General features: G+C 66.4%; 23 protein-coding genes. 12 read left to right on the top strand and 11 right to left on the bottom strand.

Annotated features, from left to right (window positions below):
- Positions 1-48 precede the first annotated feature (48 nt).
- From KHP16_RS11600 to KHP16_RS11565, 8 genes are all read left to right on the top strand, one after another.
- Positions 49-801: an SDR family oxidoreductase gene (locus KHP16_RS11600; RefSeq protein ID WP_211960215.1), complete on the top strand. Its 753-nt coding sequence runs from the start codon at positions 49-51 to the stop codon at positions 799-801.
- A gap of 35 nt (positions 802-836) precedes the next feature.
- On the top strand, positions 837-1,331 hold the full coding sequence (locus KHP16_RS11595) for an Ohr family peroxiredoxin (RefSeq protein ID WP_109583212.1): 495 nt from the start codon (positions 837-839) through the stop codon (positions 1,329-1,331).
- Positions 1,332-1,432: 101 nt separating this feature from the next.
- Entirely contained in the window at positions 1,433-2,410 is a 978-nt protein-coding gene (locus KHP16_RS11590) for an aldo/keto reductase (RefSeq protein WP_211960214.1), read from the top strand.
- Positions 2,411-2,431: 21 nt separating this feature from the next.
- On the top strand, positions 2,432-3,856 hold the full coding sequence (locus KHP16_RS11585) for an NTP/NDP exchange transporter (RefSeq protein WP_211960213.1): 1,425 nt from the start codon (positions 2,432-2,434) through the stop codon (positions 3,854-3,856).
- A gap of 99 nt (positions 3,857-3,955) precedes the next feature.
- Positions 3,956-5,062 carry an S-(hydroxymethyl)glutathione dehydrogenase/class III alcohol dehydrogenase gene (locus tag KHP16_RS11580; RefSeq protein ID WP_211960212.1) on the top strand — a complete coding sequence of 369 codons (1,107 nt, stop codon included), beginning with the start codon at positions 3,956-3,958 and terminating at the stop codon, positions 5,060-5,062.
- A 10-nt stretch (positions 5,063-5,072) separates the two neighbouring features.
- The gene (fghA, locus tag KHP16_RS11575; protein WP_109583216.1) at positions 5,073-5,933 is read left to right on the top strand and encodes an S-formylglutathione hydrolase; all 861 of its coding nucleotides are present in this window, start codon (positions 5,073-5,075) and stop codon (positions 5,931-5,933) included.
- A gap of 11 nt (positions 5,934-5,944) precedes the next feature.
- Complete coding sequence (locus KHP16_RS11570) at positions 5,945-6,811, top strand: LysR family transcriptional regulator (protein ID WP_183084761.1); 867 nt, start codon at positions 5,945-5,947, stop codon at positions 6,809-6,811.
- Between the two features lie 59 nt (positions 6,812-6,870).
- Positions 6,871-7,779 carry a LysR family transcriptional regulator gene (locus KHP16_RS11565; protein WP_115953147.1) on the top strand — a complete coding sequence of 303 codons (909 nt, stop codon included), beginning with the start codon at positions 6,871-6,873 and terminating at the stop codon, positions 7,777-7,779.
- Between the two features lie 9 nt (positions 7,780-7,788).
- Here KHP16_RS11565 and KHP16_RS11560 read toward each other — a convergent pair whose 3' ends face one another.
- Positions 7,789-8,769 carry a zinc-binding alcohol dehydrogenase family protein gene (locus KHP16_RS11560; protein ID WP_211960211.1) on the bottom strand — a complete coding sequence of 327 codons (981 nt, stop codon included), beginning with the start codon at positions 8,767-8,769 and terminating at the stop codon, positions 7,789-7,791.
- A 174-nt stretch (positions 8,770-8,943) separates the two neighbouring features.
- On the opposite strand from KHP16_RS11560, the gene KHP16_RS11555 reads away from it, so the two are divergent.
- Genes KHP16_RS11555 through KHP16_RS11545 form a run of 3 tightly spaced genes read left to right on the top strand, consistent with a single transcriptional unit; the run spans position 8,944 to position 11,250 of the window.
- Positions 8,944-9,714: an SDR family oxidoreductase gene (locus tag KHP16_RS11555; protein ID WP_109583219.1), complete on the top strand. Its 771-nt coding sequence runs from the start codon at positions 8,944-8,946 to the stop codon at positions 9,712-9,714.
- A gap of 19 nt (positions 9,715-9,733) precedes the next feature.
- A complete protein-coding gene (locus KHP16_RS11550; RefSeq protein ID WP_211960210.1) occupies positions 9,734-10,705 on the top strand; it encodes a cupin domain-containing protein in 972 nt (323 codons plus the stop codon).
- Between the two features lie 56 nt (positions 10,706-10,761).
- On the top strand, positions 10,762-11,250 hold the full coding sequence (locus tag KHP16_RS11545) for a DUF417 family protein (protein ID WP_109583221.1): 489 nt from the start codon (positions 10,762-10,764) through the stop codon (positions 11,248-11,250).
- Positions 11,251-11,402: 152 nt separating this feature from the next.
- Here KHP16_RS11545 and KHP16_RS11540 read toward each other — a convergent pair whose 3' ends face one another.
- The 4 genes from KHP16_RS11540 to KHP16_RS11525 all read right to left on the bottom strand — a co-directional run bounded on the left by KHP16_RS11540 (position 11,403) and on the right by KHP16_RS11525 (position 14,775).
- Positions 11,403-11,927 carry a carboxymuconolactone decarboxylase family protein gene (locus KHP16_RS11540; RefSeq protein ID WP_115953150.1) on the bottom strand — a complete coding sequence of 175 codons (525 nt, stop codon included), beginning with the start codon at positions 11,925-11,927 and terminating at the stop codon, positions 11,403-11,405.
- Positions 11,928-11,964: 37 nt separating this feature from the next.
- Positions 11,965-13,290, bottom strand: coding sequence for a type II toxin-antitoxin system HipA family toxin (locus KHP16_RS11535; protein WP_211960209.1), 1,326 nt, complete (start codon positions 13,288-13,290; stop codon positions 11,965-11,967).
- Positions 13,287-13,577 (bottom strand): helix-turn-helix domain-containing protein, encoded by a 291-nt coding sequence (locus tag KHP16_RS11530; protein ID WP_211960208.1) that lies wholly within the window; start codon positions 13,575-13,577, stop codon positions 13,287-13,289. The genes KHP16_RS11535 and KHP16_RS11530 overlap by 4 nt, the downstream gene beginning before the upstream one ends.
- Before the next feature lie 193 nt (positions 13,578-13,770).
- The gene (locus tag KHP16_RS11525; protein WP_211960207.1) at positions 13,771-14,775 is read right to left on the bottom strand and encodes a zinc-dependent alcohol dehydrogenase family protein; all 1,005 of its coding nucleotides are present in this window, start codon (positions 14,773-14,775) and stop codon (positions 13,771-13,773) included.
- A gap of 173 nt (positions 14,776-14,948) precedes the next feature.
- Here KHP16_RS11525 and KHP16_RS11520 point away from each other — a divergent pair, with 173 nt between their 5' ends.
- Complete coding sequence (locus KHP16_RS11520) at positions 14,949-15,197, top strand: hypothetical protein (protein ID WP_109583224.1); 249 nt, start codon at positions 14,949-14,951, stop codon at positions 15,195-15,197.
- Positions 15,198-15,210: 13 nt separating this feature from the next.
- Here KHP16_RS11520 and msuE read toward each other — a convergent pair whose 3' ends face one another.
- The 6 genes from msuE to KHP16_RS11490 all read right to left on the bottom strand — a co-directional run bounded on the left by msuE (position 15,211) and on the right by KHP16_RS11490 (position 21,136).
- Positions 15,211-15,777 (bottom strand): FMN reductase, encoded by a 567-nt coding sequence (msuE, locus tag KHP16_RS11515; RefSeq protein WP_109583225.1) that lies wholly within the window; start codon positions 15,775-15,777, stop codon positions 15,211-15,213.
- Between the two features lie 116 nt (positions 15,778-15,893).
- Entirely contained in the window at positions 15,894-17,315 is a 1,422-nt protein-coding gene (locus tag KHP16_RS11510; RefSeq protein WP_109583727.1) for an efflux transporter outer membrane subunit, read from the bottom strand.
- 32 nt (positions 17,316-17,347) lie between these two features.
- Positions 17,348-18,316: an efflux RND transporter periplasmic adaptor subunit gene (locus tag KHP16_RS11505; protein ID WP_167468428.1), complete on the bottom strand. Its 969-nt coding sequence runs from the start codon at positions 18,314-18,316 to the stop codon at positions 17,348-17,350.
- Positions 18,313-18,537 carry a DUF1656 domain-containing protein gene (locus KHP16_RS11500; protein WP_109583226.1) on the bottom strand — a complete coding sequence of 75 codons (225 nt, stop codon included), beginning with the start codon at positions 18,535-18,537 and terminating at the stop codon, positions 18,313-18,315. The genes KHP16_RS11505 and KHP16_RS11500 overlap by 4 nt, the downstream gene beginning before the upstream one ends.
- A complete protein-coding gene (locus KHP16_RS11495; protein WP_121491551.1) occupies positions 18,534-20,666 on the bottom strand; it encodes an FUSC family protein in 2,133 nt (710 codons plus the stop codon). The genes KHP16_RS11500 and KHP16_RS11495 overlap by 4 nt, the downstream gene beginning before the upstream one ends.
- Positions 20,667-20,671: 5 nt before the next feature.
- On the bottom strand, positions 20,672-21,136 hold the full coding sequence (locus KHP16_RS11490; protein ID WP_109583228.1) for a MarR family winged helix-turn-helix transcriptional regulator: 465 nt from the start codon (positions 21,134-21,136) through the stop codon (positions 20,672-20,674).
- Between the last annotated feature and the right edge of the window lie 186 nt (positions 21,137-21,322).

Below are 21,322 nucleotides of genomic sequence, written 5' to 3'. Positions count from 1 at the left end.
AGCATGTCTACCATGGAAAAATTCATTGATCGTTGGGGGAGATTCGCCATGAACATCGTCGTCATTGGAGGCACCGGCCTCATCGGCAGCAAGGTCGTCGCGCTGCTCCGCGGCCGCGGGCATCGGGCCGTAGCCGCCTCGCCGGCTTCCGGCGTTAACACCATCACGGGCGAAGGCCTCGCGCAGGCGCTCGAGGGGGCCGACGTCGTGGTCGACGTCGCCAACTCGCCGTCGTTCGAAGACAAGGCCGTGCTCGCGTTCTTCGAAACGTCCGGCCGCAATCTGCTCGCGGCGGAAAAGACCGCTGGCGTGAAGCATCACGTGGCGCTGTCCGTCGTGGGCACCGAAAAGCTCGCCGAGAGCGGCTATTTCCGCGCGAAGATCGCGCAGGAAGCCCTGATCCGCGACGCGGGCGTGCCCTACACGATCGTGCAGGCGACACAGTTCTTCGAATTCCTCGGCGGCATCGCGCAATCGGGCACGCAGGGCGATGCCGTGCATCTGTCCACCGCGTCGATCCAGCCCATCGCCTCCGACGACGTCGCCGAGGCCGTCGCCGATGCGGCGCTCGGCGCGCCCCGTCATGGCGTGACCCAGATCGCGGGCCCCGATCGCCTGAGCATGGCGGCGCTGATGGCGCGCTACTTCGCGCTGACCGGCGACACGCGCAAGATCGTGAGCGACCCCGAGGCGCGCTACTTCGGCGCGCGCCTCGCGGACGACACACTCGTGCCCGCCGGTGAGGCGCGCCTGGGCAAGATCGGCCTCGAACAGTGGGTGGCCGCGCAGGCGAAGCGCTAGCCGCGGGCGAGGCGATCACAGCAGGCCATCCGCGCATGAACCAACTCCGCCCGCCGTCTACCGCCCTGCTGGACAAGTACACCGGCAGGGACTTTCTCCCGCTCTATCACGCCATGGTCACGGTGTCGGGTGGCGACACGGGGCACGGCCGGGCCTCAGGCATCGTCTGTTCGCACGAAGGCGATCTGGCCGTGGACCTTCGCATGCCGAAGGAACTCGACGGACCCGGCGGTGCGCCCAATCCCGAGCAGCTGTTCGCGGCGGGTTATGCCGCATGCTTCCACGGTGCGATGTACCTGCTGGCGACGCGCGCGGGCATCCGGATCGTGGATGCCAGGGTCGAGGCGCACGTCGAGTTCGGCCGCGATCCCGTTGACGGGCTCTATATGCTGACCGCGGAACTGCGTGTCCATCTGCCCGGCATGGACGCGGCGATCGCGGAAGAACTGATCCATCAGACGGAACGCGTCTGCCCCTATTCCAAGATGGTGCGGCAGGGTATCCGGCATGTGACGCGGCTGGCGGACTGACCTCGGACGCTTTCCACTCGGCGGTCACGCGGCGGCGGCGTGTTTACAAGCGGCGGACAAAGCGCTAAGGTCACCGGACCCGACGCTTGGAGGACGCCGCCATGCCTTTGGATCGCCGTGATTTGGATCGCCGTGATTTGGATCGCCGTGCTTTGGATCGCCGTGCATTCCTCGGTCTTGCCGCCGCGCTCGCGCTGCCCCTCAGTCCGGGCGCGCGGGGCGCCACGGCCGCCGCCGCCACCGTCGCGGCTCCGCTGCGACGCACCATTCCCGGCACGACCGAAGCGCTGCCGGTCATCGGCATGGGGACCTCGGGCACGTTCGACGTGGGCAAGGGCAGCGAGGAACGCGCACCGCTGGCCGACGTCCTCTCGCTGCTGCTGCGCGATGCCTCCAACACCGTGGTCGACACCGCGCCGAGCTATGGCAACTCGGAAGCCGTCACGGGCGACCTGATCGAAGCCGCCACGCCCCCGCATGCGCGCAAGCGCGTGTTCCTGGCGACCAAGATCTCCACGAGCCATACCAACGCGCCGGCACAGTTTGCCCGGTCGCTCGCCGATCTGCGGACCGATACCGTCGATCTGCTGCAGGTGCACAACCTGGTCGACTGGCGCGAGAACCTGCGGTGGCTGCGACAATTGAAGGAGCAGCGCAAGATCCGCTATATCGGCATCACGCACTATCGTGACGAAGCGCACGATCAGCTCGCGCAGATCCTGCGCAGCGAGCGCGTCGATTTCCTGCAGGTCAACTACTCCGCCGGCGACCGCAATGCCGAGAACGAGCTGCTGCCCCTCGCGCGCGATCGCGGCGTGGCCGTGCTGATCAACCGGCCGTTCCAGGACGGCAATATCTTCGCCGCGGTCAAGGGCCGTCCGCTGCCCGACTGGGCGGGCGAGATCGACTGCAACTCCTGGGGCCAGCTGTTCCTGAAATTCATCGTCAGCCATCCGGCGGTGACCTGCGCAATTCCAGCCACGTCCAAGCCGAAGAACATGGCGGACAACCTCGCGGCCGGTCATGGCCGCATGCCCGATTCGCGCGAGCGCGCGCGCATCGCGGCGCTGCTGGCGTGATGCCGGGATGAGACGCGACGCATGAGCGACGCTCCCGTACCCGGCCTCCCGCCCGACCAGCGTTCCGGCGGGGTCCCCCATCGCCTGCTGCGCGGTTTCGGCCTGCGGTCCGGCGAGACCGGCGCGGTGGTCGCCGCCTTCCTGTTCTTCTTCTGCCTGTTCGCCAGCTACTTCATGCTGCGGCCCGTGCGCGAGACCATGGGCATCGCGGGCGGCGTACGTAATCTGCAATGGCTGTTCACGGCCACGTTCGTGGTCATGCTGGTCGCCATCCCGATCTACGGCGCGGTCTGCGCATGGTTGCCGCGGCGGCGGTTCGTACCCTGGGTCTATGCGTTCTTCATCGCCAACCTGCTTGCGTTTGCGTTTGCCACGCAGCGCGCGCCGGACAACGTGTGGCTCGCGCGCGTGTTCTACGTGTGGCTGTCCGTGTTCAACCTGTTCGTGGTCTCGGTCGCGTGGAGCCTGATGGCCGACGTGTTTCGTCCCGGGCAGGCGCGCCGGCTGTTCGCGCTGATCGCCGCCGGCGCCAGTGCCGGCGGACTGGCCGGCCCGGTGCTGGGCGGCTGGCTCGTCGAACGTATCGGGCTGACGGGGCTGATGTTGCTGTCCGCGGCGCTGCTGGCGGCGACGCTGCCGGGCGTCGGCTATCTCTTCGGCTGGCGCGCCCGCGAAGGCGCGGGGGTGGACGGCAACGCGGCCGATGGGGACGATCCCCTTCCCAACGGCCGATCGGCCGACCCCTCTCACGCGGTGGGGGGCGGTTTGTGGGCGGGCCTCACGCTCGTCGTGCGCTCGCGCTATCTGCTCGGCATCAGCCTGTTCGTGATCCTGCTCGCCACCGCAAGCACGTTCCTGTACTTCGAGCAGGCGCGGCTCGTCGCCGAGGCCTATCCGTCGCGGGCGGAGCAGACGCGGGTGTTCAGCGCGCTCGACGCCACCGTGCAGGCGCTGACCATCCTCGTGCAGCTGTTTTTTTCGGGCCGCGTGGCGCGGCGCTACGGCGTGACCGCCCTGCTCACCTCGGTGCCCGTGCTGGTGACGATCGGCTTTGTCGTGCTGGCGTTCTACCCGACCTTTGCCGTGCTCGCGGGGGCGATGATCGTGCGGCGCGTCGGGGAATATGCGCTGCTGCGGCCGGGCCGCGAGATGCTGTTTACGGTCGTCGATCCCGAGACCAAGTACAAGGCGAAAAACGTTATCGATACTGCCGTGTACCGTGCGGGCGACGCGGTCAGCGCGTGGGTCAAGACCGCCATCGACGCGCTGTCGAGCCATCCCGCGGTGGTGGCGCTGGCGGGCGCGGTGCTGGCGATCGCATGGGCCGCGCTCGGATGGTGGCTCGGGCGGCATCATGAGGGCCAGTTGCCGAAGGAGACGGAGGCCGCCGAGGGACCGCTCGCGAGTTCGCTGCCCTCGCGCTACCCTCGCGGCAGTAGCCGATAATCGCGCAGTCGCTGGCCGACATGCCGCGATCGCCGTATAGTCTTGGCCTGTTCGCGGGCACCGGCCCGCATCCGCATGTGTATTCGCCAAGGAGCCGACATGAAAACCAAAGCCGCCATCGCCTGGAAAGCCGGCGCACCGCTGACCATCGAAGACGTGGAACTCGACGGCCCGCGCGCGGGCGAGGTGCTTGTCGAGGTCAAGGCCACCGGCATCTGCCATACCGACTACTACACGCTGTCCGGCGCCGATCCGGAAGGCATCTTCCCCGCCATTCTCGGCCATGAAGGCGCGGGCATCGTCACGGATGTCGGTCCCGGTGTCACGTCGCTGAAGCCCGGCGACCACGTGATTCCCCTCTATACGCCCGAGTGCCGCCAGTGCAAGTTCTGCCTGTCGCGCAAGACGAACCTGTGCCAGGCCATCCGCTCGACGCAAGGCAAGGGCCTGATGCCCGATGGCACCTCGCGTTTCTCGATCGATGGCAAGCCCATTTTCCACTACATGGGTACGTCGACCTTCGCGAACCACATCGTGGTACCGGAGATCGCGCTGGCGAAGGTGCGTCCGGACGCGCCGTTCGACAAGATCTGCTACATCGGCTGCGGCGTGACCACCGGCGTGGGCGCGGTGCTGTTCACGGCGAAGGTGGAAGCGGGCGCCAACGTGGTGGTGTTCGGCCTCGGCGGCATCGGCCTGAACGTGATTCAGGCGGCAAAGATGGTCGGTGCCGACAAGATCATCGGCGTCGATCTGAACCCCGCGCGGGAAGCGATGGCGCGCAAGTTCGGCATGACCCATTTCGTCAACCCGAGCGAGGTCGATAACGTGGTCGACCACATCGTGCAACTGACGGATGGCGGCGCCGACTACTCGTTCGAGTGCATCGGCAACACCAAGGTCATGCGCCAGGCGCTCGAGTGCTGCCACAAGGGCTGGGGCAAGTCGATCATCATCGGCGTGGCCGAGGCGGGCGCCGAGATTTCGACGCGTCCGTTCCAGCTCGTCACGGGCCGCGAATGGAAGGGTTCGGCGTTCGGTGGCGCGCGTGGCCGCACGGACGTGCCGAAGATCGTCGACTGGTACATGGAAGGCAAGATCAACATCGACGACCTGATCACGCACACGCTGCCGCTCGAGCGCATCAACGAGGGCTTCGACCTCATGAAGCGCGGCGAGTCGATCCGTTCGGTCGTGCTCTACTGAGGCGCCGCATATGGAACTGCTGTCCGAACACGGTTGCCACGGCGGCGTCCAGCGCTTCTATCGCCATCAGTCGTCGGCGATCGGGTTGCCGATGCGCTTCTCGATTTTCCTGCCGCCGCAGGCGCTGGCCGCGGGCTCGGATGCCAGCATCGCGCCCGTGCCCGGGCTGTTCTATCTGGCCGGGCTGACCTGCACGGAGGAGACGTTCGCCATCAAGGCCAACGCGCAGCGTCATGCGGCGGCGCATGGCCTCGCGCTGATCGCGCCGGACACGAGCCCGCGCGGCGCCAACGTGCCCGGTGAAGCGGATGCATGGGACTTCGGCGTGGGCGCGGGCTTCTATGTCGATGCCACCGAGGCGCCGTGGCGCATGCACTGGCGCATGGAGAGCTACGTGGCCGACGAGCTGTTCGACCTCGTGACCGCGTCGCTGCCCGTCGATCGCCATCGTGTCGGCGTGTTCGGCCATTCGATGGGCGGGCATGGCGCGCTCGTGCTCGCGCAGCGGCATCCGCGGCGCTACAAGTCCGTGTCGGCGTTCGCGCCGATCGCGGCGCCGTCGCAATGCCCGTGGGGCGTGAAGGCCTTCACCGGTTATCTCGGCAACGATCGCGCGCGCTGGGCGCAGCACGATGCCAGCGCGCTGATGGCCGCGCAGGCATCGGTGCCGTTCCCGCACGGCATCCTGATCGATCAGGGGCTCGACGACAAGTTCCTCGCCGAGCAGCTGCACCCGGAAGCGTTCGAGGCGGCCTGCCAGGCCGTGGGCCAGCCGCTCACCCTGCGGCGGCACCCTGGCTACGACCACGGCTACTATTTCATCTCGACGTTCATCGAAGACCATATCCGGCATCACGCGGCGCAACTCTGAGGCTTGCCGCCATGGAGTGGAGCGACATCCGGATCTTCCTCGCCATCGCGCGGGCCGGCACGCTGCAGGGTGCCGCGCGCGCGGCGGGGCAGACGCAGCCCACCATGGGACGCCGGTTGCGCGCGCTCGAGGAAGATGTCGGCCACGCATTGTTCCAGCGCACGGCCAACGGGCTGGTCCTCACCGACGAGGGTTCGGCGATGCTTGGCCATGCGGAGCGCATGGAACAGGAAGCGCTGGCCCTCGCACGCACGCTGGCGGGCCATGACGACGCGCTCGAAGGCACCATCCGTGTGTCGTCCTCGGACTGGTTTGGCGTGCATGTGCTCTCCCCCGTCATCGCGGCCTTCGTGCAGGCGCATCCGCGCGTGAGCGTGGAACTGCTGACCGACGCCCGTCTGCTGGACCTGGCACGGCGCGAGGCGGACCTCGTCTTCCGCATCCTGCCGTTCGACGCGCCCGATATCGCGCAGCGAAAACTCATGCGCATGGAGTACGGGCTATATGCCGCGCGCGATGCCGCGCCGCCGCCACCGGGCGATGGCACGGGCATCGGTCTCGTGACGATGGACACGGCCTTCGCGGATCTGCCCGATGTGCAGTGGCTCCATGCGCTGCTGCCCAATGCGCATGTCGTCTTCCGCAGCAACAATCGCGAGGCGCAGGCGCGCCTGTGCGCGGCCGGTGTCGGCGTGGCGGTACTGCCTTGCCTGCTCGCCGCGCGCATCGACGGCCTCCGCCGCATCGACACCCCCACCGCCCCGCCGGCACGCGACGTCTGGGTCGGCTATCACAAGGACCTGCGGCGCGTGCCCCGCCTACGCGCGCTGCTCGATGCCACGCTCGCGGCGCTGGGGACGGAAGGCACAGTAGCCTGACGGCGCAACGCACAGTGGTTACACTGACGCCTTCACATCAGCCTGGGCGGAGCACACCGATGGGGCGGCTTGAAGCAATCCGGATCTTTGCGAAGGTGGCCGAGACGCAGAGTTTCTCGAAGACCGCGGATCTCATGGATCTGCCGAGGGGTTCCGTCAGCCGAACGATTCAGACGCTCGAAGAGCAGCTCGAGGTGAGGCTGCTCAGCCGCAGCACGCGACAGGTCAGCCTGACGGACGCGGGCAAGCTCTACTACGAGCGCTGCCAGCAGATCCTCACGGACCTCGCCGAAGTGGAGGCCGAGCTGACGCACGCGCGGACGGTGTCGCGCGGCACCGTTCGCATCGATACCTCAGGCTCCATCGCGCGGTCGCTGGTGGTGCCCGCGCTCGATGCGTTCTATGCGCAGTACCCGGACATCGACGTGCGGATCGGCATTGCCGACCGCAATATCGATCTGATCCAGGAAGGTGTTGACTTCGTGCTTCGCGCGGGGCCGCTCGAGGCGTCGAGTCTCGTGGCGCGGCGCATTGGCAATGCGCGCATCGTCACCTGCGCGTCGCCCGCCTACCTCGAGCGCCACGGCGTGCCGCGGACCTTCGCCGACCTCGATCGTCATGTGGCCGTGAACTACGCCTCTCCCCGTACTGGCCGCATCCTTCCGTTCGCGTTCGTCGAGGGCGACCGCACGGTGAACATCACGATGAAGGGACGGCTCGCGGTCAACGAGGGCTCCGCCTATATCGAAAGCGGGCTGCGCGGACTGGGCATCATCCAGCCCACGCGTTTCTACGTGGCCGAACTGATTCGCGAGGGCAAGCTCGTCGAAATCCTCCAGGACGCGCAAACCCTGTCCACGCCACTGTCCATCGTCTATACGAACCGCAACCACATCCACTCGGCCGTGCGCGTGTTCATGGACTGGCTGGCGGAAACGTTACGGCGGAACCCGGATATCGACGGGTAAGCCACCGGCTCACGCGTCGTCGTGCAACACCACCATCTTGCCTCTCGCCTCGTTCGCCTCCATCACGCGATGCGCTTCGCGCAATTCGTCGAAGCGAAAAATACGGGACGGCTTCGCCTGAAACTTGCCGGCCGCGATGTCGGTGGCAATGGCCTGCAGCGGAACGTCGGAGACGGGAAACTGCGGCGTGCCGAACACGAAGCTGCCGAAGAAGGTCAGGTACACCCCGCTCGCCATCTGCAACAGCGGATTGAAGTCGGGAATGGGATCGAGGCCGCCGAGCCAGCCGGCCAGGCACACCTTGCCGCCGCGCCGTACTATCCTCAGGGAATCGACCACCACGCTGTTGCCGACCAGATCGAGCACCGCATCGATCTGCCCTTTGTCGGGCAGTTGCGCCGACAGTTGCAGGCTCTCTACCTCGCACCGCGTGACGCCCATCTGTATCAGCCTGTCGAACTGCGAGTCGTTCGTGCTGGTGGCGATCACCTTGGCGCCCGCGTTCACGGCGAGATTCACCGCCGCCAGGCCGAGTGACGACGTCGCACCGCGAATCACCAGTGTCTGGCCGGGCTGGAGATCGAGGTTGCGGAACAACGTGGTCCACGCCGTGGCATACGTGATGGGAATGGCGGCGAGTTCGGCCCACGACAGTTCCGATTCGATGGCCGCGACGTTGTGGACGGAGGCTAGCGTGTATTCCGCGTAGCTCCCGTTGATCGTTCTGCCGAGGCCGCCCATGAAGGCCGCCACCTTCGTCCCCACCGCGAACTCGCCGCCCGGACACGCCTCCACGATCCCCACGCATTCGATGCCGCTCACGGGCGCGGCTTCGGCCCACTCGCCGCGGCGCATATGCATCTCCGCATGGTTGATGCCGAACGCCTTGATGCGGATGAGCACCGTGCCGGGCACGGCAATCGGCTTTGGAATGTCACGGTATTGCAGGACGTCGAGTCCACCGAATCCATCGAGAACGACTGCTTTCATGGCGCCTCCTGAGCGACTGTGTTGGGAGGCTCCATCGTAGGTTTTATTTGTAACTTTTCAATCGTTATTTTGAAGGTTACGACATCTGTGCACGAAGAACACTGTTGCGTTCCTGCGCACAATCGTCACGCCCGATGCGATTACATTGAGCCCCCACACTCAAGGAGACGAATCATGGCGGAATCGATAGCCATCGTGACGGGCGCAAGCTCGGGCATCGGCAAGGCAACGGCACTGCGCCTGGCGCGCGACTTCACGGGCGTGGCGATCGTCGCGCGTGCCGGCGAACCGTTGGCTGCCGTGGCGGAGGGCATCCGGTCGCTCGGCAGTGCCCCGCTTGTCCTGGAACTTGACCTGATGCGGCTGACGGCGGGCGATACCATCGTGCAACGCACGATCGAGCGCTTCGGGCGCATCGACGCCGTGCTGAACATCGCGGGCGCAGTGCCCGGCATTGACGTCTTCCAGATGACCGACGCCGAATGGCACACTGGGATGGAACTGAAGTTCCACGGCGCACGCCGGCTGACCATCGCGGCGTGGCCGGCATTGAAGGCATCGGGCGGCGCGGTGGTCTTCACGTCCGGCACCGCGGCCGTTACCCCGAAGCCTGCCGCGGCGGCGGTAGGCGCCATCAATGCAGGCATCGAAGCGCTCGCCAAGGCCTTTGCGGAACGCGGTCTCGAAGACGGCATACAGGTGAACAGCATTTCCCCCGGCGCCATCATGACGGGGCGCCGGCTCGGCATGCTGGAAAAGGCGGCCGCGGCGAAAGGCTTGAGCATCGAGCAAGCCAGGTCGGCGTTCCTCACGCAGGCGGGCATCGCTCGCTTCGGCGAAGCCCACGACATCGCGGAAGCCATGGCCTTCGCGGTGTCGCCCGCGGCGCGGTGGATGACGGGCACCGTGCTGCGCGTGGACGGGGGCGAGGTCAAGACCGTCTGAGACGGGATGAGGGTTGGGTATGGATTGGCTGAGCAAGCTTCTCGACGTCATGCGCGTGAGAGGCCGCCTGGAGGTTCGATGCCTCTATGGCGCGCCGTGGCGCGTGAACTACGCGCAATCGTCACCCGGTGAGATGCCTTACCACGTGATCGTGGCCGGCTCGGCCATCCTCGAGGATGGTCATGCGCGGCATTCGCTGACTGCCGGGGACATCGTGATCCTGTCCTACGGCTCGGCGCATGCTCTGCACGATGGCAGCGGCAGGGACCCGTTAGCGGTACGCAAACGCGATGTTTCCAACATCGTCGTCAGCGAAAACCGGGGCGGCGCGGAGCGTCTGGACATGCTGTGCGGCCGCTTCGTGGTCGATCCTCAGCACGAACGCCTCGTGCGCAGCTACCTGCCGCCGGTGCTGATCGTGCGCGGCGCCTCGCTGGCGCAGCGGGTCCCGACCGACACGGCGGCCAGGGTCATCGGACTGGTCAGCCTCATGCGAGACGAGTCGACCGCCGATGGGCTTGGCGGCATGGCGATGCTCAACGGGCTCTCGTCAGCGCTGTTCGCCCTCGCGTTGCGCCTCGCCAGCGAGTCGGAAACGCCACCGGTCGGCCTGTTGTCGCTCGCGGGCCATTCGAGATTGGCGCCTGCCCTGATGGCCATGTTCAGCCATCCGGCGCATCCGTGGACCCTTCCCACGCTCGCCGCGCGCTGCAACATGTCGCGCGCCACGCTCGCACGGCATTTTCAGGAAAGGATCGGACGCTCCCCAAGCGACCTGCTCACCGACATCCGCATGACGATGGCCGCGGGCGCCCTCCGTGAATCGTCGGCATCCACGGAAGCTATTGCGGAGCTCGTCGGTTATCAATCGGTGGCAGCGTTCCGCCGCGCGTTCAAGGAACACACGGGCCTCACCCCGGGCGAATGGCGTCGCGGGGAGGCGGCAAAGGCTGAGACGTTCGAGCATGCTATCGAGGCAACGGAGCCTTAACTGACTCCGGCCCCAGAACCATACTGCGGTCACATCAACGCAATATGGAGAACATCATGAACACGGTACTGGAAAAACTGCATCGATCGGACGTGCTGAAGGGCGACCTCGACTATCACCTGCTGCGCGCGGCGATGGTGATCATCTTCGCGTGGTTCGGTTATGACAAATGGTTTGAAGCCGTCATCACGGGGCTGCTCCCGCTGCTGACGCACGGACCGATGACGTTCTGGATGATTCCGCTGCTGGGCATCAAGGGCACCAGCATCCTGCTAGGCACGGCGGAGTGGACGTTCGGCACGCTGATCTTCCTGGGCTTCTGGAACAAGAAGCTCGGCGCGCTGGGAGCGCTCGGCGCGACCTTCACGTTCATCACGACCGTCACGATCATGCCGTTTGCCCCCGACGCATGGGAACAAGGCGCGGGCGGATTCCCCGCCATGACCATCGTCTCCGCCTTCCTGCTGAAGGACCTCGTGCTGCTGGTGGTCTCGGCCTATCTGCTGAAGCAGGACCTATCCCGCGCGGTGACCGCGCGAGGCTAGGTCTGCGGAGGCGCTACACGCTTGAGCAGAGAAGCCACCAGCGGATGGCCCTCGAAATGCGCGAGTAAACGCCACAGTAGCTCAAGTTGTAGTGCGCATTAAAGTAGGATAACTATTCGATATCCTACTCTGCTACTCACCTCGACCGGACCTCACCGCTTGTCGTGCGAATGCACCTGGAGCGCTTCCAGGAAGCGCGAGACCATGTTGTAGGCCGCGACCGTGGCTGTCAGTTCGATCACATGGCGGTGGGAGAAGTGCTCGGCCACGGCGGCGAAGATGGCGGGATCCACCTGGATCTGGCGGGTCATGGCGTCGGTGTAGGCCAGCACGGCGCGTTCGGTGTCGCTGAAGAGCGTGCTATCGCGCCAGGTTGGCAGCGCGTCGAGTTGGGCCTGCGTGACGCCCTCTTTCAGCGCGATGGGAGCGTGCTGGTCGGCTTCGTACGGGGCGCCGTTGAGGCCGGCGACGCGCATGATCACTAGTTCGCGCAGGTTGCCGGGCAAGGTCGATTGCTGGCGGATGGCGGTCAGGTAGGTGAGCCAGCCGTTCGCCACGGGCGGCGAATGCAGCAGCATCTGGTAGAGATGCAGCACGCCGCCGCGCTCCGCGACGATGCGGTCGACGACAGGTTTGATCTCGGGATCGTTCAGGTCGGCGTAAGGGATGTTTGCCATGGTCAGCGAGGGCGTGGAGGCGTTTGCGGGTATCGCGTCACGATGACTTGCGGGACCTGCCGGCGTTGGCCAGGGGCAGCGTGGCAAGGCGTTCGGCGATGGCGTCGCGGATGGGTTGCGGCGCGTCGAGGGTCTTCAGCAGCGTGGGCCAGTGACTATGCGCAAGGGCCACGGCCTCTTTTACCGCGGCCGTCGCGATGCGCCGGGGAACGCCGGCCTGTTCCGCGATGCGTTCGTAGTCGGCGAGCGTCTCCGTGCGCTGCCGCGCGTCGATCGCCACGTTCTGCCCATAGGACTTGAAGTTCGGCAGCGCGGCGACGCACACGATGTCGTAGGCCGGTGAGAGCTCGGGCAGCTTGCCATTGTGGTAGATCACCGAGAAGTTCTTCAGGTGCGCGTCGCTGTTGCCGATCAGCGTGTTGACCGCCTGCCGCAGGAAGAACTGCCGCACGTTCTGCACGCCGCTCGGGCTCAGCCGGTACAGCACCGCCACAAGCCGCACATAGGCATCGGCGTTGGCGTATTTGCGGCTGGGCATGCGGCCGAGCATCTGGCAACCGTCCTCGGCATGCACGCGGCCGCCGGGGCCGCGGTCGAAGCGGTCTACCGCGAGGTAATGCAGTCCCTCTCCCATCGATTCCGAAAGTCCTTCGACGTCGATGCTCGACATTGGCAGCACCTGGATCGGCGCGATGGTGACGCCGGCCGCCGCGGCCAGTTGCATCGAGACGAACTCGTTGAATACCTGCGAGTCGTCGTTCCTGGCTGGCAGCTTGGCGATGATGTCGGACAGCTTGCCGTGCGTGGGCAGCGTGTAGCGTTCGCCCCTTTGCACGGTGGACAGCGCGAGCTTGTTCTGCACGCCGGAGACGGATGCGGCGCCTTCGGTCGGGCCTTCGACCACCGCGATCTCGAGGTTGTCGGCGCCGCCGGTGACGCCGTACGTGCGAACGTATTCGGGCAGCGTGGCGATATCGGCGGGCACGACCACAACCGCCCCGGGCAGGTCGTTGCCTGCCGAGGCAAGCACGCCGAAGTCGTCCTTGTCTTCGGGATTGGCGCGAGTGGCTTCGAGGCGCTGACGCAGTTCGCCCTCGGGGAGCAGGCCCGCGAAGTATGGCGGAAGCTCGGCGCCCGTGTTGTAGATCGCCGGGTGGAACGCGTTGTCGAGGACTTCGGACGTGGCCGCGCGGCCGGCCTCCGTGGGCACCGTGATGGAGAGGCTCAGCGTGGGGCGGTCCGCGTCGCCACGGAACGCCTCGGCGGGGACGAAGCGCGTGTTACCGCCGGCTTCGCACAGATAGCCACATAGCCGGCCGTAAAGCCGGACTTTGAGGAAGCGCGGATGCAGTTCGAAGCTCATTCGCTACGCTCGGGGCCCTGGCCGCCGGAGTTCTGACTCAGGAAGACGTCCAGCGACGAGCGAGCGGCGCGGTCCGGGCCGCCGCCCTTGCCTTCCAGCACCTGGCGGACCTCCAGTAACCGCTCCCGCGGCACCATCACCCATTCGGCGTCCATGGCGGCGGCCAGCGCTTCGAAAGTCGAGGCGCGGCTGTCCTTCTTGCCGTGCAGGATGGCCGACAGGTTCTGTGCGGCCATCCCCACCACCCGGCCGAGTTCGGTGATCGTGAGGTTTCGCTGCTGTCGCATGGCCTGCAACTGTGAAAGTAATGACATCGCATTAGTTTTTGCTCAAAACGCTACGATAGTATGGTCCCTGCGATGCGGACTTTCAAGTCCAGGATAATACTATCGCATACAATCTAACGAAAAATCATGCGATAGCATACAAACTCGCCGTCGATGTTTGTTCGGAGGGTTTGTCGGCTGGCTTGCGGCTGCCCTATACCGCATAGCCGCTGACGACAATTTTGCCTTGCGCCGTACCCGCCTCGACGGCTGCATGGGATGCATTGGCTTCCGCGAAGGCGAACTCCCGGGGATCCATACGCACCGAAAGCTTGCCTGCCTCCACAAGACGCGCCGCTTCCCGCAGGATCTCGCCATGATGCGCGTGTCCTCGGCCGGTCAACAGAGGCAGCAGTGTGAATACGCCTGAATAGGTGGCCGCGCGAAACGACAGCGGCGCCAACGAATGGGTGCCCCAGCCCAGGCAGCTGACAACATGGCCGCCGTAGGTCCGCGCGGCGGCGAACGAGGCGTCGAGCACCTCGCCGCCGACAGTGTCATAGACCACGTCGAACCCTTCCCCCGCCGTGTATTGCTGCACGTAGTCGGCCACCGCGTGAGCCTCGGCGTCGATAAAGGTCGCCCCATACTGCTCGATGACCGCGCGTTGCGACGCCCGGCCGGTGGCATAGACCTCCGCCCCAGCCGCGCGGGCCAACTGCACGGCAATATGCCCCACCCCGCCCGCGCCACCATGCACGAGCACCGTCTGCCCGGCCCGCACGCGCGCCCGGTCCACTAGCCCTTCCCACGCGGTGATGACGATCAGCGGCAATGCGGCCGCCTCCCGCATCGACAGCATGGCGGGCTTGTGCGCAAGCAGCGCGGCATCCACGGCCGCATACTCGGCCAGCGACCCTTGCAAACCGCCCACACCGCCAGTCATGCCAAATACCGCATCGCCGACCGCGTAGCCATTGACCCCGTCTCCCAATGCCTCGACCGTGCCAGCCAGATCGAGCCCCAGCACGGCCGGCAGAGGCTGCCGCGCATGCGCGGCCTTCCCCGCGCGAATCTTGATATCGAGCGGATTCACCCCACTCGCCGCAATCCGCACCAACACCTGTCCCGGCCCGGCAACGGGACGCGGCAACGTAACCTGACGCAAGGGCGCGCCGGCCTCTTCCACGACCAGCGCCTGCATGGTGATCTCTGACATGTTCGACTCCTCGATATGGAGTCACCATTGTTGGCGCCATGCAGCCGACGGTAAATCGACGTTATTGCAGGCGGTCCATGCGGAAATGTTTAGCGTGGAGCAATATGAAAGATCATGGACTATGCTGAAGCGGCTTTTCCCCCATGCCGATTCGGCACGACAGGAGACCGAAAATGCGTCACACCCTGAAAATTCTGGCTGCGCTGGTGCTGCTGGGCGCGAGTGGCGTTGCCCTGGCCCATAACTGTCCCAACGAGATGAAGGCGATCGATGCGAAGTTGGCCACCAAGCCGGCGTTGTCGCAGGAGGATCAGGCCAAGGTGACCAAGCTGCGCGCCGAGGGCGAGGCGCAGCATAAGGCGGGGAATCACGATGCCTCGATGAAGTCCCTCGGCGAGGCGAAGAAGATTCTTGGTATCTGAGAACGCGGCGGCGTTACGCCACGCGCCGCAGCGGCTGACGCGCGGCGTCGGCGAATAGCGGGGCGGCGCGTTCCGCGGCCAGGCGGATGCGTTCCTGCAGCGCGGGGCTGCCTACTTCGTAGCCGTTGAAATCGGCCGTCGACGCATACACGCCGATCGGCAACGACAGCGCTTGCAGGAAGCCGAACAGCGGGCGGAACTGGTGCTCGAGCACCAGCGCATGCCGATCGCTGCCGCCCGTCGCCGCCAGCAGAACCGGCTTGTCGATCAGTGCGTTCATGCCGACCAGATCGAACAGATGCTTGAAATGCCCGGGGAACGAGCCGCGATACACCGGCGCCGCGGCAATCAGCAGGTCGGCGGACTCGATGGCCACCAGCTGCGCCTCGATGTCCGCAGGCAGTTCCTCGCGCGACAGCGCGGCCCCCAGCGGGCGCGCGATCTCGGCCAGATCGACGACCTGCGCCTCGACAACAAGGCTTTGCGACAGTTCGGCCAGCAGGGCCTCGACGAGCACGCGCGTACGCGACGGTTGATAGGCGCTGCCGTTGACGGCAACGACTTTGAGCGGCTTAGCCACAGAGTTCTCCGATTTCGGCATCAAGGTGATCTACCTTAACGCAGCGGGTCGGGAGGATGAACGAAGCAAAACGACTAAGGATAGAAGGCCCGGAAGATTCACCCGGGCCAGCAGCCTCATTCCTTCTCCGCGATCTTGTGTTCCTCGATCTTCGGCGGGTTCTGCCAGCCGCCGCCCAGCGCGAGGAACAGGTTGATCTGGTCCATCGCCACCTGCGCGTCCGACGCGGCCAGTGTGGCGTCGTTGTTGGCCAGCGTCCGGTCGGCGTCGAGCGATTGCAGATAAGGCGAACGGCCCGCCTGCCACAGCTGACGGTTCTGCCCTGCAGCCGCTTCAGACTTGTCGCGCGCCGCGCGCAGGGACTCGTTGCGCTCCAGTTCGCGGGTGTACGACGACAGCGCGGTCTGGGTCTCGCGCAACGCCTTCAGGACCACGCCGTCGAACTTCGCCAGAGAACCGTCCGCGCCGGCTTCCGCGCCATGAATGCGCGAGCGCACGCCATTGGTCGGCAGGTTCCACGTGATGCCCGGCCCCACGCTCCAGTGCGCGGTTTGCGACTGCCCCAGATGTTCAAGGATGCCGGAGAATCCCGCCGACGCGCCGATGCTGATCGATGGATAGAGATCCGCCGTGGCCACGCCGATGCGTGCCGTGGCATACGCGAGTTCGCGTTCGGCCTGACGCACGTCGGGACGGCGCTTGAGCAGCGCGGCGCCATCGCCCACGGGCAGCGGCTGGCGCAGTCTGGGAACGGACGTACAGGCGACCGCCGACGCATCGAGCGCGGTCGGCGGCTTGCCGATCATCACGGCGAGGCGGTACGCGGCCACTTCCTGCATGTCCTTGAACTTCGGCAGCGTGGCCCGTAACGCTTCCGCCTGTGCCTGCGCCCGCAGCACATCGACCGGCTGACCGCGGCCCGCATCGGCGAGACGTTGCGACAGTTTCACCGCGCTCTCCTGCAGCGCGAGCTGATGCTCGGCGACGTGCAGTTCATGCGTGGCCGTGCAGCCCTGCACATAGGCGCGCACGGTCTCGGCCACCACGCCCACGCGGGCCTGATCCAGCGCGGCCTGGCTCGCCTGCGCGTTGGCCAGCGCGGCCTCGTCGGCGCGTGCAAGCTTGCCGAAGAAGTCGATCAGGTAGGACACCTGAAAGCCCGTATCGCCGAAATTGAACACCGGCACCTTGTCTTCATGGAGCAGCGGCTCGGCAGCTACCAGTCCGCGCGCCACATCGGCATGCACGGAGCCCTGCACGAGGTTCTCGGATTCCACCTCGTGATAGAGCGCGATCGAACGCCGCAGATTGGCCGCGGCCACGCGCAGATCGGTATTGGCGACCAGCGCCTGCTTCACGAAGTCGTCGATGCGCGGGTCGTCGTAAAGACGCCACCAGTCATCGGGCACCGGCGCCAGCGACACGGCCGGGCTGTCGACATCGAACGGACCGTTGGCGGTCTTGTCGTTGACGACCGCCTTCTCGGGCACCTTGTAATCGGGACCCACGGTCATGCATGCCGCCAGCATCGACGACATCACCACCGAGGCCAGGACACGAACGACGGGTTTCACTTCGATACTCCAGTTGCGTCTGACGCCGCCCGCACGCCAGCCTTCGGCGCCTCGGACGGATTACCTTCCTGCTTCCCTGCTTGATTCCCCGCTTGTTTCCCCTCGTCGCGCACCGACACCGTGACCGTGCGCCCCGCGATCAGCCGGATATCCTCCGGCATCGGATCGAACACCACGCGCACCGGCACGCGCTGCGCCAGCCGCACCCAGTTGAACGTCGGGTTCACGTTGGGGAGCAGGTTCGCCCCGGTCGTGCGGTCGCGATCCTCGATACCGGCCGCGATGCTCAGCACGCGGCCATGCAGTACGCGCGACTCGCCCATGACGCGCATATCGACCGGGGAGCCGATATGGATGCCGTGAAGCTTCGTTTCCTCGAAGTACCCTTCCACGTGGTACGAGTTCACATCGACCATCGCCAGCACCGGCCGGCCCGTGGTCGCGTAATCCCCGAGCCGCGGCAGCTTGTCGTTGACGTAGCCATCCACGGGGCTGAGCACCCGCGTGCGTTGCAGATTCAGCCTGGCCACGCCGATCGCGGCCTCGGCCTGCGCGAGGCTGGCTTCCTGCTGGGCGACCCGCGCGAAGCCTTCTTCCACGACTTCCTTCGACACCACATCCGACAGCGACTGGCTGCGCCTTGCCTCGCGCCGCGACTGCGCGAGCGTGGCGCGAATCGACGCGGCCGTGGCCTGCGCCTGCTGCAGCGCCAGCGCATAGCGGTCGGTATCGATCTCGAACAGCACGTCACCCTGCTTCACGCGCTGGTTGTCCTTGACGTTGATGCGCGTGATGAGCCCGGACACATCGGGCGAGACCTGCACGATGTCGGCACGGATATGGCCGTCACGCGTCCAGGGCGCCACGGTGTAGTAGTCCCACAGATGCTTGACGACGACCGCGCCGACCGCGACCACGGCCAACGTGAGCACAACCGGCCCGATGGAAGAGATTTTCAGTTTCATGATGAGAACAACGGCGCGAACGAGGGCGCGAAATAAACCACCGCGCCCAGGATGATCACGTAGAGCGCAAGATTGAACAGGGATCTGTGCCACACGAGCCGATAGAAGCCCACGCGCACGAAGACGGCGCGCACCACCGACATGAGCGCGAATGCCACGAGCATCCACAGCAGCAGGACGGGCACGAACACGCCGTAGACATTGATTTCACCGGGGGTCATGGCTTTGCGGGAATGGGGGCCGGCAACACCGCCGGCGGAAACATCGATACATGCATCTCGACGAGCGCGGACAACGCCACGGGCGAGCGCACCAGCGATTGCGCGCGCGACAGGCGCGTGCAGAGCGCGGGGGGCGGTGCTTCGAGCTTGCCCTTGAGCCGCGCTTCGTAATAGCCGGCGACGCTGCGCAACACGCGGCGCACCGCATGCTGCTGACGCGGGCCGAGGTTCGGCAGCTCGCGTTGCAGCGCGAGCGTACTGAGTTCCACGCGCACTTCATTGAACCCGTCGGAGGACACTTCGCTGGCGCTGGCCGCCAGACGCGGGACGAGCTGCGATACGCGGTCCAGCATGCGGGCGCGGAATTCGGTGTGCCGCTGCGTGTGCTGGCGCGGATCGCCGTCATTCGCATGGTCGGCGATGTCGCGCCAGCTCGCGCGCATCAGGCGGCGGACCGCGGCCTGCGTCCCGAAGGGGCGCACCGTCAGCGTCCACAACAGCGCGAAGAGAATGCCGGCGATGCCCGCGATATTGCCGTTGAAGAACGAGGTGAAGTTCGCGCTATAGGCGCCCTGCACGCCGATATCGGTCGCGGTCACCACGCCGAGCGCGAGGCCGATCGGCGCGAAGCGCGGCTGCGCGATCAGCAGGCCGATGCCGAGGAACGGGATCGCGAACGAGATCACGAGCAGTTCGTAGTTCTGGGCGATCGGCAGCACCGCGAACAGCAGCACCATCGCCATGACCACCGCGACGACGTTGGCGTTGAAGAAGGTCTGGATCATCGGTGCGGGTTCGTCGGCGGCGGCGAAGAAGCAGCACGCCACCGCGCCGAGCGCCACGGCGCCGGCGCCGTCCGCCCAGCCGCTCCAGATCCAGATCATGCCCATCACGAAGATGCCAAGCGCGATGGTGCCCGTGGAGAACAGCAGCATGCCGTGGTCGTAGTGACGCGCGCCGCCGACTTCCCAGCGGCGGAATGCCGGCACCCAGCCGGCCATCGGCTCATAGGCGCCCGTGTCGCGACGGCAGATCGCGGTGCATAGCGACACGCAGTCCTGCCACAGCGCCACCATTTGCTGGAGGCGGTCGGTGGCGGCGGTGAGCATCGCGGTGTCCCAGTTGTCGGCGTCGCGCGGGTCCACCGCGTCGGGCGCGGATGCCGGTTGCGGGCCGGTCGTGGTGGGGGTCGTGGTAGGGTTCGTCGAGTCAGCCGGGATCGCGGTTGCCATGGCGGCCCCACTGCCCGCGCGGCGTTCACCAGACAGGTCACCAATGACGGGCGCCGGCGCCGGCGCGCCCGCGTGGATCCAGTCCGAGACCTCGCGCATGCGCGCGGCCAGCGCCTCGGGCACGCCGCGATGCGCCTGCATCGACTCGACGATCGCGGCGAGCGACGACAGCACGGGCAGCAGCATCGTCATGCGGCCACGCAGTTCGCGCGCCGCGCGCACGCGGCCGGCCGTATCGGTGTCATAGGACAGCTGGCTGATGAGCTGATCGAGCGCCAGGATGTCCGCCGCCAGCTTGTGGCGGCTCTGGTGGCGCGTGGCGCGTGCCTGCGGGTTGGCGGACAGCATGTCCGTGGCCCACACCGTCGCATCCGCCATCCACTTGCGCGTCCGGTCGCCCAGGACGGCCGTCACGCTGGTCGGAAACAGCACCGCGCCCACGACGCTCGCGCACACGATGCCGATGCAGATTTCCTCGGAACGCGCGATCGCCACGTCGAAGATGCCGGACGGATTGTCGACGGCAGGCAGCGCGATCAGCGCCAGCGTATAGGCCGCGAGCATGAACACATAGCTGCGCGGCGTGCGATCCATCAGCGCGATGTACAGCAGCGCGCCCGCCCACAGCGCCACCACCGCCATCAGCAACGGCGGCGCATTGACCAGCATCGGCACGAACGCCACCGACGCGGCCGCGCCGATCAGGGTGCCGAGCACACGGTACAACGCCTTCGAGCGTGTGGCGCCTGTCAGCGGATGGGCCACGACGTAGACGGTGGCCATCGCCCAGTACGGACGCGGCAAACCCATATAGAGCGCGATCCAGAGCGCGAGCATCGAGGCGATGAACGCCTTGACGGAGAACAGCCAGTCGCGAGCGGAAGGCCAGTTCGGCATGACCCTCAGGCCTCCGCCTTGCCGGCACCGCCGGACGCCGCCGCGGCGCGCGCGACGGCCTCGAGCACGCGGAGGGACGCGGCCATGTCCTCGGCGCTGATGTCCGCGAACACTTCCGCGCGCAGCGTGCGCAGCGCGTCTTCGATTTCGATGGCGGCCGCCTCGCCCGCTTCGGTCAGCGAGAGGCTGTTGGCGCGCCGGTCGTGTGGGTCCACCTCGCGCTTGGCGAGCCCCGCCGCGCACAGCTGGTCCACGAGCCGCACGAGGGTCGCCCCTTCGACGCCCACATAGTCGGCCAGCGTCACCTGCCGGACGCCGCCGCCGAGACGGCGGATGAACAGGAGCGGCGCGGCCGCTGCGGCCGACACGCTGTGATGGGCCAGCGCGTGGTGGCTGATCTGCCGCCATTGTCGACCGGCCAGCATCAGCTGGCCCGTGAAGGCGAAACGAAGGGCGTCTATCTGTTTCATGTGGAGAATGATAGTCGCGCAATTATTAGAATGCAAACTATTTCATGTTGAATAGTTTGAATACACATATATCGAGGTGCTGCAATCTATACATCCAGAACGGCCCGACGGTGGGCCATGCTGAATTCTGAGCGCGCCCTCGCCTTCCCACGAAACACAGATGCCGAAAAAAAGGGCGGCTACAGT

The organism is Cupriavidus plantarum, from assembly GCF_905397285.1.
Lineage (GTDB): Bacteria > Pseudomonadota > Gammaproteobacteria > Burkholderiales > Burkholderiaceae > Cupriavidus > Cupriavidus plantarum.
The sequence above is the reverse complement of the archived record's forward strand: the minus strand, read 5'-3'. Positions and strand labels throughout refer to the sequence as shown.